General features: G+C 35.4%; 13 protein-coding genes and 1 riboswitch. All 13 genes read left to right on the forward strand.

Features of this window, described 5'->3' with window-relative positions:
• The first annotated feature begins 211 nt into the window (after positions 1-211).
• The 13 genes from ACH0B5_RS13005 (at position 212) to ACH0B5_RS13065 (ending at position 12626) form a co-directional block, all read left to right on the forward strand.
• Positions 212-1006 carry an Fpg/Nei family DNA glycosylase gene (locus ACH0B5_RS13005; RefSeq protein WP_406927918.1) on the forward strand — a complete coding sequence of 265 codons (795 nt, stop codon included), beginning with the start codon at positions 212-214 and terminating at the stop codon, positions 1004-1006.
• A gap of 177 nt (positions 1007-1183) precedes the next feature.
• A riboswitch (TPP riboswitch) is annotated at positions 1184-1283 on the forward strand.
• A gap of 151 nt (positions 1284-1434) precedes the next feature.
• A complete protein-coding gene (thiM, locus tag ACH0B5_RS13010) occupies positions 1435-2280 on the forward strand; it encodes a hydroxyethylthiazole kinase (protein WP_406927919.1) in 846 nt (281 codons plus the stop codon).
• Positions 2277-2576 carry an MTH1187 family thiamine-binding protein gene (locus tag ACH0B5_RS13015; protein WP_122973706.1) on the forward strand — a complete coding sequence of 100 codons (300 nt, stop codon included), beginning with the start codon at positions 2277-2279 and terminating at the stop codon, positions 2574-2576. Before thiM ends, ACH0B5_RS13015 begins: the two co-directional genes overlap by 4 nt.
• A gap of 1 nt (position 2577) precedes the next feature.
• Positions 2578-3300: a thiamine phosphate synthase gene (locus ACH0B5_RS13020; RefSeq protein WP_122973705.1), complete on the forward strand. Its 723-nt coding sequence runs from the start codon at positions 2578-2580 to the stop codon at positions 3298-3300.
• A 481-nt stretch (positions 3301-3781) separates the two neighbouring features.
• Positions 3782-4750 carry a tRNA dihydrouridine synthase gene (locus ACH0B5_RS13025; RefSeq protein ID WP_406927936.1) on the forward strand — a complete coding sequence of 323 codons (969 nt, stop codon included), beginning with the start codon at positions 3782-3784 and terminating at the stop codon, positions 4748-4750.
• 145 nt (positions 4751-4895) lie between these two features.
• The gene (locus ACH0B5_RS13030) at positions 4896-5483 is read left to right on the forward strand and encodes a biotin transporter BioY (RefSeq protein WP_406927920.1); all 588 of its coding nucleotides are present in this window, start codon (positions 4896-4898) and stop codon (positions 5481-5483) included.
• A gap of 36 nt (positions 5484-5519) precedes the next feature.
• A complete protein-coding gene (locus ACH0B5_RS13035; protein WP_406927921.1) occupies positions 5520-5849 on the forward strand; it encodes a CHY zinc finger protein in 330 nt (109 codons plus the stop codon).
• Positions 5850-6165: 316 nt separating this feature from the next.
• Positions 6166-6819, forward strand: coding sequence for a DUF1801 domain-containing protein (locus ACH0B5_RS13040; protein WP_406927922.1), 654 nt, complete (start codon positions 6166-6168; stop codon positions 6817-6819).
• 339 nt (positions 6820-7158) lie between these two features.
• Complete coding sequence (ltaS, locus tag ACH0B5_RS13045) at positions 7159-9126, forward strand: lipoteichoic acid synthase (RefSeq protein ID WP_406927923.1); 1968 nt, start codon at positions 7159-7161, stop codon at positions 9124-9126.
• 213 nt (positions 9127-9339) lie between these two features.
• Entirely contained in the window at positions 9340-9642 is a 303-nt protein-coding gene (locus ACH0B5_RS13050; protein ID WP_406927924.1) for a WXG100 family type VII secretion target, read from the forward strand.
• 32 nt (positions 9643-9674) lie between these two features.
• Positions 9675-9992, forward strand: a complete 318-nt coding sequence (locus ACH0B5_RS13055; RefSeq protein WP_122973465.1) for a hypothetical protein — start codon at positions 9675-9677, stop codon at positions 9990-9992.
• A gap of 80 nt (positions 9993-10072) precedes the next feature.
• Entirely contained in the window at positions 10073-11470 is a 1398-nt protein-coding gene (locus ACH0B5_RS13060) for an AHH domain-containing protein (RefSeq protein ID WP_341362715.1), read from the forward strand.
• A 7-nt stretch (positions 11471-11477) separates the two neighbouring features.
• Positions 11478-12626, forward strand: coding sequence for a suppressor of fused domain protein (locus ACH0B5_RS13065; protein ID WP_341362714.1), 1149 nt, complete (start codon positions 11478-11480; stop codon positions 12624-12626).
• The last annotated feature ends 184 nt before the right edge of the window (positions 12627-12810 follow it).

Genomic DNA, 12810 nt, shown 5'->3' on the forward strand with positions numbered 1-12810 from the left:
GCCCCTTTAGGGGCAGTTAGTAAGGAGCCCTTATAGGGCGTTACTAAAACCGCCTGTTTTACAGGCGGATATTTATTAATTCAGAAAGCACTTTGCAACCCATTTAAAAAAGTAACCAATCGGGCTAGATTGTTTCCAAAATGCATCCATTTATAATAACCATCCAATAGGAAATACTGTATAAACCGAAGATAAATTGGAGGACAGTATTATGCCTGAATTGCCGGAGATGGAAACATATAAATCATTACTAGGGTCATTGATAGGTGGGCAAAAAATTTCAGATGTTGAGATTGGACGGGAAAAATCGATTAACGTACCAGTTGAACGGTTTATTGCACAAGTTTCAAATCAAACGATAAAAACGATTACGAGAAGAGCGAAGTATTTAATTTTCCAATTACAGGATGATTCGTGTTTACTGTTACATTTAATGCTTGGTGGATGGATGTTTTTTGGTAAAGAGGAAGATAAACCAGACAGAACAATTCAAGTAAAATTATCTTTTGGAGAACAACATTTATATTTTATTGGACTGCGTTTAGGTTACTTGCATCTTTTATCACCAGAAGAGATAAAGAAAGAGTTTGAAAAACTAGGACTAGAAGTACTTGATCCCGATTTCACATTGGATACCTTTCAACAGCTAATGGAAAAAAGAAAGGGAATGATAAAAACAACATTAATCAATCAAGAAGTGCTAGCTGGAATAGGGAATGCATATTCTGATGAAATTCTTTGGCATGCAGGGATTCGCCCAGATAAAAAAATCAATGTGCTAGACGAGCAACAATTAACTCGGGTTTATCAGTCGATTCAGTTTATTTTTAAAAAAGGAATCGAACAAGGTGGTTATATGGAAAACCCACTATATAAGGGAGATAACAAAACAGGAGGTTACCAATTCTATGTTTATGATCAAGAAGGTAATGCATGTTCCCGTTGCCATACCCCCATTTTAAAAGAAGAAATTTCTAATCGGAAAACTTTCTTTTGCCCTAATTAAATAAAGTGAATTTTATATAAGCTTATGAATATGAAGACTTAAAACGCTTCCTAGCTTTACAACATTCATGTGTTGCCAAAGACGGTCCGCATATGATGAAGCAGTTTCGTGCTGGAACTAGCACAAATTGACATACGGTGTATCAGTTGGTAGTATGTGTAGTAACAAACTGAATAGTAAATATTGCGGGGGGACTCTTCGGAGTTGAGAAGGTTAAAACCTGACTCTTTGAACCTGTCAGTTAACACTGGTGTAGGGAAGCGATTCATTAGATTTATAAGCAATAATTTGAATTGTGCTTTCCCATTTTTATTTAATGGGAGAGCATTTTTTTATTATATAGAGCCTAAGTGAATTCATACCTTAATCCCCTGTTTTGTTGATCTATTCGTTCGTATAAAGAATGGAAATAGAGAGGTGTTTGCAAAGTGGTTAACAAGCAAGAGATTCAAAGTAAAATGATGCAGGCGGTTGAAGCGGTAAGAGGGACGAATCCGATGGCAGGTTCGATTACGAACACTGTAACGATTAATCTTGTAGCAAATGCACAGCTTGCTGTTGGTGGATCTGCCGCTATGGTGTACTTGCCAGATGAGGCGGAGTTTTTGGCAAAAGCTGGCGGAGCTATGTGTATCAACGTGGGAACGTTGTTACCGATTTATGAGGAGACGTTACCTTATGTAGCGAAGGTGTTGCATGAAACAGGAAAGCCATGGGTTTTAGATCCCGTTGCTGTCGGTATTGGTTCACTTAGAACAAAACTTTTACAACAATTTAAGGCATATAAACCGACAATCATTAGAGGAAATGCTTCGGAAATTATCGCATTAGCTGGTTTATGGGGATTAGACGGAGGTACAGAACAATCGAATGTTCGCGGTGTTGATTCTACGGATTCAGTAAGTGGGGCTAAAGCAGCAGCTATTGCGCTTGCTAAGTGGACAGGAGGCGCTGTTGCTGTCTCAGGTGAAACGGATTTAGTAACAGACGGCTCAATCATGGCTGTCTCCTATGGAGGCTCTCACTTTATGGAGAAAATTACGGGGGCAGGTTGTTCGTTAGGTGGAGTAGCAGCTGTCTACGCTACAGCAACATCACCATTCATTGCGGCACTTACCGCCACTACGGTGTACAATGTAGCCGGTAAACGGGCTGAACTTAAAGTGGATGGTCCAGGAAGTTTCCAAGTTCAGTTTATAGATGAATTATATAAAGCAACGGCGGAAGACATTGCGAACAATTCATTGGATATAGAGGAGGTTTCATTTTTATGAATACATTAGTTGCAGTAGCTATTGCGCCTTTTGGAGTAGGCGATGAATTGGCAGAGGAAGTCGCAGAAGTTGTGAAAGTGATTCGGGAGTCAGGATTACCAAATCGAACGACATCGATGTTTACGGAGATTGAGGGCGAATGGGACGAAGTAATGAAAGTAGTGAAAGAGGCGACATTTGTCCTTGCGGAGAAGGGAATTCGAACGGAAGTAGTGTTAAAAGCAGATATTCGACCAGGATATACAAATACGATCAATACGAAAGTAGATAAAGTAAATGATATTTTAGGAGGATAAAATGAGTATTGTAAAAAAACTTGATATTTCCAAATACTTAGTGATAGGTCCGGAAAATACGAAAGGTCGTCCAGTTGCCACAATTATTAAAGATGCGGTGAATGCAGGGTTTACTTGTATCCAAATTCGTTCCAAAGTTGCCTCTGCGAAGGAATTGATTCAGCTAACACGTCAAGCGGCAGAAGCCATTGAAGAAGCTGGAAAATCCAAAGAGGTTGCGCTCCTTGTAAATGACCGACTAGATATTGTTTTAGCTGCGAGAAAAGAAGGGATTAAAGTGGATGGTATTCATGTGGGACAAACAGATATACCAGTAGATGTTTGTCGTGAATATTTAGGTGAAGAGCTCATTGTCGGTTTATCAGCTCGGGCAGATGAATTATTTGAGTATATAAAAACAGCGGATGTTTCTCAACTTGATTATTTTGGTGTTGGACCATTACGCGAAACACAAACAAAACCTGATTGTGGACTTGGAAAAGATGGCAGGGTCATTACAAGAAGTTTTGATGATATCGCTAAAATCTCTGAGCTTAGTTCGATTCCGGTAGTCGTAGGCGGTGGTGTTAAGCTTGCTGATATACCTTCCCTTGCCCAAACAGGAGCGGATGGTTTCTTTGTTGTGTCAGCTGTGACGGAGGCTGATAATCCAAAACTAGAGGCAACAAAATTAGTGAATGCCTGGAACGATTATAAATCTAGGGAAAAGTGTTCGGTTAACTGAGTTATTAATATATGCCGATACTTGATGTTCTTAAAAGAAGACAAATGCCTATTTGGCGTTGTCTTCTTTTATGTTCCTTATTACAAATTAAGTGAGATAATATTTACATAATGGGAAATGTGAGGCTACCACAAGGAACTAAAAAAGATCTTATTAGTAGTTTAAATTACGAAAATCGCCGCATTACTACTTGCACTATTTTTATTGATTTATGTAAATAAATTTGTTGGAGAAGAGAGAAAATAAACTTAGTAAAGCAAAACTTCCACAGATAGTTTATAGGGGCATGTCTTTTTACAATGTCAACTTCTTCTCATTTTATATTGTTTACTAAAATTTTGACCCCAATATTTTTTGACAAACTAAATTGTCTGAGTGTATTGTCTTTGATAATAGGTTACTGAACATGATATAAGTGTAAAAGAAGTTTTTTACGATAAGTTTGATGTTTTATAGATAATGAGAGGATTTGAGTTTGAAGATGAAAGAAAATTTTTGGCTTGATTTACCGCGGCCATTTTTTGTACTTGCACCAATGGAAGATGTGACGGATGTTGTTTTTCGTCATGTCGTAAGTAAAGCAGGTAGACCGGATGTATTTTTTACGGAGTTTACAAATACGGAAAGCTATTGTCATCCAGAAGGAAAAAAAAGTGTGCGCGGGCGTTTGATTTTTACAGAGGACGAACAGCCAATTGTTGCACATATATGGGGGGATAAGCCCGAATATTTCCGTCAAATGAGTATTGGGATGGCCGAGTTAGGATTTAAAGGTATTGATATTAATATGGGTTGTCCTGTACCGAATGTTGCATCTAGAGGAAAGGGAAGTGGCCTTATACTTCGACCAGATGTAGCTGCTGAAATTATTCAAGCAGCAAAAGCAGGAGGACTTCCAGTAAGTGTGAAAACAAGACTTGGCTATACAGAAATAGATGAGTGGAAGGAATGGCTAACGCATATTTTTAAACAGGATATCGCTAATCTTTCCATCCATTTACGTACTAGAAAAGAAATGAGCGCTGTAGATGCCCATTGGGAACTAATTCCGGAAATTAAAAAGTTACGAGATGAAGTGGCACCAAATACGCTGCTCACAATCAATGGAGATATTCCTGATCGTCAAACAGGTCTGAAGCTCGTAGAACAATACGGTGTGGATGGCGTCATGATCGGTCGGGGGATTTTTAAAAATCCTTTCGCTTTCGAAAAAGAGCCGAAAGAGCATAGTAGTAAGGAGTACTTAGACCTTTTAAGATTGCAGTTAGATCTACATGATCAATATAAAGAAGAATTGCCACGTCCAGTGACAGGGCTTCATCGTTTCTTCAAAATTTATGTCAAAGGATTCCGTGGTGCAGGCGAACTCAGAAATCAATTAATGAACACAAAAACAACGGATGAAGTACGTGCATTACTTGATCATTTTGAAGCTAATAATATGGATTAATACTATATAAGGAAAAACAACAGTCTAACTGGCTGTTGTTTTTTTCTTTGAAAAGGGAAGTTTTATGTTAACTAAAATATAAATTAGGTTGACGTAATGATACTGTTTCAATATACTATTTCTAACATTGGTTATAGGGAGGTATATGATGACTGCTACTATCACTAGAACAAATAATCATTCACGCACTTTACGTATGGTACAAATTGCAATGTTTTCCGTATTGATGATGATTGGTGCCAACATTTCCTCATTTTTGATTATCGGTGGTGTACCAATAACCCTTCAGACATTCTTTGCGATACTAGCCGGAATTTTATTGGGTAGTCGCACAGGAGCTGTTGCTATGCTTTTTTATCTTTTTATTGGACTAGCTGGGTTACCAGTATTCGCCAAGTTTTCAGGTGGTATAGATTCACTCGTTACACCTACTTTTGGGTTTATTCTTTCATATGTTATCGTTGCTTTTATAGTTGGAGCAATCGTTCGGAAGTTTCCTACAACAAAAGGATTTGTAATTGCTTCATTGGCTGGAACTGCTATTAATTATTTCATAGGGACCAATTGGATGTATGCAGCATATAAGTTATGGTTTGAGGCACCGTCAAACTTTACTTATCAAATGGCATGGGCATGGATGATGGTACCATTACCAAAAGACATAATTTTAGCTATCTTTGCCGGAATATTCGGCTATCGACTAAAGCCAATTGTACAAAAGTATAAGAAATGATGTTAAGCAAAGATGTAAACAAAAGGGGAGGATCAAATGCATATTCATGGTCACAAAATAAAAGGGAAAGGCATTGACAAAGAAACACGATGTTTGCATTATCATTCTGAAATTGATCGAATTGCAATGAAATTTTACTGTTGTGATACATATTTTCCGTGCTTCTCCTGTCATGAAGAAGTAGGTTGCACCAATCCACAAGTTTGGCCGAAAAATCAATTTCACCAAAAGGCTGTGTTATGCGGGACATGTGGATATGAACTTACTATTAATGAATATTTATCTTGCAATTCTACATGTCCATCCTGCAAAAGTGCATTTAATCCAGGTTGTAACATTCATCAACATTTATATTTTGAAGTGTGAATATTGCCACACATACTTTGAAAATCTAGCAGACCAAGTTCCGTTTCATCATATGGAACTTGGTTTACTACGAAGAATCCCATTTTTCATAAGTGATTTTGTAACTTTGTCCTCTAAATGTTATTAATTGTTTCTCCATCATTTCAAGTGAATCATGTTATTCAGCAACTATTTAATAGGTAAAGATTCCTGAAAGAGTTCCTCTATTAGTTTGCAATTTGCCTATCTTTTATATGGGGTTTTATACTATTTATAATGGATGAACGAAGGTAAATGGTTTTCAAACAAATGAATAATGGAGAGGGGTGCTCTTATTATGACAAAGGGTAATAACAATCCTAAAGTGGATGAATTTCTAAATAAAGCTGAAAAATGGAAGGCTGAATTTGAAGAGTTAAGAGCGATTGTTCTTGAATGTGGGCTAACTGAGGAATTTAAGTGGATGCATCCTTGTTATACTTATAAGAAAAAGAATATTGTATTAATACACGGATTTAAAGAATATTGTGCATTGTTGTTCCACAAAGGCGCTCTATTAAAAGATAACCATGGGATTTTGATCCAACAAACAGAGAATGTACAAGCAGCCCGTCAGATTCGATTTACGGATGTCCAAGAGATTGTTGAGATGGAAAATATTATAAAAGAGTACATTCATGAAGCTATTGAAGTTGAAAAAGCTGGTTTGGAAGTGGAGTACAAAAAAGATACGGAATACGTCATTCCAGAAGAATTTCAAGTGAAATTAGATGAAAATTTCGACTTGAAAACTGCTTTTGAAGCACTAACTCCTGGGCGTCAAAGAGCATACATTTTTCACTTCTCCCAACCGAAACAATCGAAAACACGGGCGGCAAGGGTTGAAAAATATATCCCACAAATTTTGAATGGTAAAGGATTAAAGGATTGTACTTGTGGACTGTCTAAAAGAATGCCTAACTGTGATGGTTCCCACAAAGCTGTTCGTTAATCGAGTCTTCATTGCGTTCTTTCAACTCTTATTAAACAACGAATTCCTATTTTTGGAATTCGTTTTTATTTTTTTTAAATAAAAGTGAAACATTATATAAAGTTAAATCGTTATATTACTAATGTAAAAAGTGATAAGATACAAACATTTTATCGTAAAAAAAGTAAACAAAAAATGAATGTTTATTTGACAGAACACGTGTATTAGGTGTACTATATATTCCTGTGAATTGATTGGTAATATTACAGTTTACCAAATTCATCATTTAATGTAAAACTTAAATAACTTGAAAATAGTCTTATTTTTTTAGTCTATTTGACTAAAAGGAAGGTGTTCAAAATGGAAAGTTTAAATAATAAAAAAGAAGGCTTTTTAAACAAATTTTTTGGTCTTTATTTATTAGCTGTCCTTATGCTATGGATGAAAACATATATTACGCAAGTAACCCAATTCCATTTAGATGTTGATGGATTCCTGCAACAATTTCTATTGTTTATTAATCCATTAGGTTCAGCTATGTTGTTTCTTGGGTTTGCATTTGTCTTTAAAGGGCGTGGGAAATATACGTTACTCGTTGTGATGTACACGCTACTATCTATTCTTTTATACGCAAATGCGGTTTATTATCGATTTTTTAGTGACTTTATTACATTACCGACCATTTTCCAAACGCAAAACTTTGGAGATTTAGGTGGAAGTGTTGTTTCTTTATTAAAACCTTACGATATTTTATTCTTTGTTGATGTATTTTTATTAATTTACTTATGTTTATCTAAAAAAATACAAAAAGATTATAGTAGAGTAGGCTATAAAAAAGCTGTAACCGTAATAGCTTTTGTAGTCGGTTTATCAGTTATCAATTTAGGATTAGCTAACGTGGATCGTCCTCAATTATTAACGCGTGGTTTTGATCGAAACTACATTGTGAAATATTTAGGCATGTATAACTATACAATGTATGACGCTGCTGAAACAATTAAGGCGTCTTCACAAAGAGCGCTAGCTGATAGTGATGATATGACAGAAGTGATTAACTATACAAGATCGAACTATGCTGAACCGAACCCTGAATATTTTGGTGCAGCAAAAGGAATGAATGTAATCTATATTCACTTAGAGTCGATGCAAGACTTTTTAATGAACTATGAATTAAACGGTGAAGAAGTAACGCCATTTTTAAATTCATTAATTAAAGATCCAAATTCACTATATTTTGATAATTTCTACCATCAAACAGCTCAAGGTAAAACTTCCGATGCTGAATTTATGTTAGAAAACTCTTTATTTGGTTTACCACAAGGATCTGCCTTTATTACGAAAGGTCAAAATACGTATCAAGCAGCTCCAGCTATTTTAAAAGAGAATGGTTATACATCTGCAGTGTTCCATGGGAATAACGGAACTTTCTGGAACCGTAATGAGATTTATAAATCCTTCGGTTATGACCATTTCTTTGATGCAAATTACTATGACACAAGTTCTGAACAAGATATGGCAGAATACGGCTTGTTAGATAAACCGTTCTTTGAACAATCAACGGAACTTTTAAAATCTTTACCTGAACCTTTCTATACGAAGTTTATAACGGTTGGGAACCATTATCCTTATAAAATGGACCAAGAGTTAACAACGATTGGGAAAGCAACTACTGGCGACCCGAGTGTAGATAATTACTTCCAAACGGCTCGTTATGCAGATGAAGCGATTGAACAGTTCTTTACACAATTAAAAGAATCAGGTTTATATGATAACAGTATGATCGTTCTTTATGGGGACCATTATGGTATTTCAGAAAATCATAATCGAGCGATGGAACAAATTATCGGAAAAGAAGTAACGCCTTATGAAAGTGCTAATTTACAACAAGTACCTTTGATTATTCACGTCCCAGGAATGGAAGGTGGAGTGAATCATACTTACGGAGGTCAAATGGACCTTCTTCCAACTTTGTTACACTTACTTGGAATTGATTCACAAAATTACGTTCAATTTGGTACTGATTTATTATCAAAAGAACACAATGAACTAGTACCGTTCAGAAATGGTGACTTTGTCAGCCCAACCATTTACTCAATTGATGATAAATTATATGACGCAAAAACTGGTTTACCATTAGATGATGCTGATGATAGTCTATTGGAAAAAGCAAATGAGTTTGAAAAAGAAGTAGAGTATAAACTACAATTATCTGATAAAGTCGTAAATGGTGATTTATTGAGATTCTATACACCAATAGGATTTACACCAGTTGATCCATCTCAGTACAATTACAATAAAGTAACGACAGAAGAAACAGATGAATATTAAAAAACGAAAACGGATTCCGATTATGGAATCCGTTTTTTTTTTGTACATAAAAGTAGAGAACTAGAAGGTAATCGGGGATAAATTAGTACAGTTAAATTATGGTAAAATACTTACTGAATATAGTATAATGACATTAATTTACTTTTTAGTATGTTACTTTAAAAACAATCATTTATTTTAACAGATAGATTAATAGTGGGAAAGGAAATAACTATGGCTAAGAAAATTGCTGTTGATATATCGAAATTGGAACATGCCTCACAAGTTCTTAATACCCATGCGGTAAGCTACGAGTTACTTTACAAACAACTAATAAGCACAGCTATTTTGAATGGAACAGCTTGGCAAGGGATTGATAACTTAGAATATGTAAAGAAATTAACAAGATTATCAGGTGACTTCCAAAAGAATGTAAAAATAATAGAAGACTTTTCGAAGTCTATAAAAAAGAGTGCAAAAATATATCGAGAAACGCAAAGTAATATTATCAATGATGCAAAAAGATTAACAAACTAAGGAATGTTTGAACATAAGGTAAGGTGAAAAGAATGGGGATCAATGTGGGAGAAGCCGTTAGACAGGCTAATAAACTAGAAAATTATGCAGATAATTTAAGAGTAGCGAACAACAGTTTAGAAAGCCTCCAGTCAACGTTGAATAGTGCTTGGCAGGCAGATGAAATGGTTTATGTAAATCGTGCCATTAACGAAATCAATAAAGATTTATTAAATATAGTAAATCAACTCAATAAGGTAGAATCACAAATTGTCTCAACGGCATATGAAATTAAACGTGAAGAGGAAAGGGAAAAGGCGGAAAGGGAAGCAGCAGAAAGAGCGAAGGAAGAAGCGGCTAGAAAAAGATAAATAAAATGGAATTTCTAATCACGGTTAGAATTAAAATATGAAACTTTTTAATGAAAGAATGGGTTTAGTGGAGGACATTCATGTCAAAGATAAAAGTTGATATCGATAGAGTTAATGATTTGACCCCTAGCTTTTCACAAGTTACGACGAAAGTATCGAATACTACAGACAATGTTGCATCCATCCGATCTCAAATCGATTACCGTATTAAAGCACGACACGGAATCGGGGATCAATTGTACAAAATATCGAATGAATTACAAACGATTGAAAAGAATATGCAAAAGTTAGTATCCTTCCTTCAAAATTCGATGGATAAGTATGCAGAGGCTGAACAGAAAATTGCTAGGCAAGTACCTGAATTACCTAATATGATAGGGAAAAATAACAAAAGTATTGATGAAAATGATAGTATGAAAGTAACCGACGCCCAATCAAATACAAGTGAATCAGATGAATCTAATCCATTTATTGAAACGTGGAATAGCTTTAAAGAGATTGGGAAGGATTTTTTCGACGGACTTGAAGAACGTGGTGAAAAGGCGTTGGATTCCCCTTATGATTTCTTTAATTATCTCTCAATAGGAGCGTTAGACGGTCTGAATTCAGGGTTGAAAAGTCGAAATGAAAAGAAGTTCGACTCTACATATGACTTCTTCAATTATTTGACCCTTGGTTTCACTGATACAGCAAAAGAAGCTATTTTACCAGAAGATCCATTTTCAAAAGAACATTGGTTAAATAGTTTAGGAGTGGTTACAACAGTTGCTGGTTTAAAAGGTGCTACTCCGAAAACGGGAAGCCTTAAAAATGGTAATGATATAAAAGTTTCAACAAACAAGACTTCAGGGAGTGTCCAAGCAGGAATCGAGGATCTTTCCATTGATAAATATCTAAATCAAATAAAAAATAATATTCAAGAGCTAACAAATGTTGCAGGGAATGGACTCAACATGATGCCCGCAACCGGTGTTGCAACTGGTGCAGGAGTTACAATGATGAAGGGGCTAGATAATTTTCAAGGCCCTCCTAAAACTGCCATTAAAACAGAAAATATTGGCGATTCTACAAAGCCAGTTGATAAAGTTGATGAGGGAAATATTAAGGGTACGGGTGAATCTACTAAAAATGTAGATAAAATTGATTATGGAGCTTATTTGAAGAAAAATAAAGGTGATCCCCCAAGTGATATGTACGATCCTCATGCTCATCATATTGTATTTAAAAAAGGAAATGGAAAAGCTCAAAAAGAACTAGTAAAAGAAGGTCAAGACATATTAAGAGAATATGACATTGACCCAATTATTGGGCTTGAAAACCTAGTATGGGCTCCGAATAGAGTTAAGGGTCAGCATAGTATTGAAGCACTTAGAAATGTTGTAGATAATATTAAAAAAGTAAGGGATGCAGGTGGAGACAGAGAAGATATGGTAGAAATGCTTGAAAAACTCGGTGATATTGCCAAAAGAAGGAGATGATTTGGAAATGGATAGTAAACAGATTGCAAAAGACATTCGAACAGCTATAAAAAAAGGCGATTCGGATAAGATCGTTGAATTAATCGGCACTAATAAAGAATATCTAAATATGATGACCCCTTTTGGAACGTGGCTTCATGTCGCAGCTTCTAGAGGGGAGTTAGATATAGTAAAAAAACTAATAGAACTTGGTGTTAATATTAATACGCCTGGAGGGGTGTATGGTGGTGGGGCGTTGAATGAAGCTGCAACTGCAGGGCATATAGAAATAGTAAAATATTTATTATCTTGTGGAGCTCATATGGATGTAAGTGAGCCTGAGAGGAATCCTTTATTTGGTGCAATTAGTAATGGGCATGTCGATATTGTAAAATTATTAATAGAAAGTGGTATCGATACGAAAGTTAAATATAATGGTGAGACAATGAAAGAAATGGACGCATTAGCTTTTGCAAAAGAGCAAGGGCAAGAGGAAATCATAATGCTGTTAGAACATCATTATGGTTCGTCTGTTACTACAACAATGGACGATATTAATAAAGATCATCATATAGAGATATTAGAGCATATCGCAAAATACTTTGGTCCTGTAAAAAATACTATAAGTGAAACTATTCCTGGCAGTAGAGTATCAGTCAATATCCACATAATTCCACCGTCAATGGATAAAGATTTCTTAACGCTTATAACCACTGGTATGAGTGATCAACCTATGGATTATTCTAACGAAGAAGATGTATTTAAATATGCCGAATTGTTACTAAAATTACCTTCAAATTGGTTAGTTGAGAAAGACCACATTAAGGATCAAAACCATTATTGGCCTCTTGGTTGGCTGCGGAAAATTGCACATATTCCTCATATTTATGATGGGTGGTTAGATGAAGGTGTTATTCTTCCAAATGGAGAGCCTCCTCAACCATTTGCAACAAACACAAAATTATCATGTTTTATGGTATGTAAACCTCAAGAACTCGGACTAGAAACCGTTCTTACTAATCAGGGGAAAATTAACATTTATACAATAGTTCCAATTTATGAAGAAGAAAGAGAACTTGCAATGGTAAAAGGTTTTGAGTATCTATTAATGCGATTGAAGGATAAAGGAATCACAGACGTTTTGGATATACACCGGGTAAATGTTGGTATGTTGTAGCAGTAAATATAACAATTTAATTGAAGGCAACTAGCACAATAGCTGGTTGCTTTTTATTTTATAAAATTTTATTTGGTACATTCTGCTCCTCAACTGCATATAGTTTTTTAAGTTCATTAATCCTTTTTTTAGGTGGGTTCCACAATTAGCTCCCACTTACATTTATTTTTTTATAATTCATACT

It is taken from the genome of Ureibacillus sp. 179-F W5.1 NHS (assembly GCF_045369345.1).
Taxonomy (GTDB): domain Bacteria; phylum Bacillota; class Bacilli; order Bacillales_A; family Planococcaceae; genus Ureibacillus; species Ureibacillus halotolerans.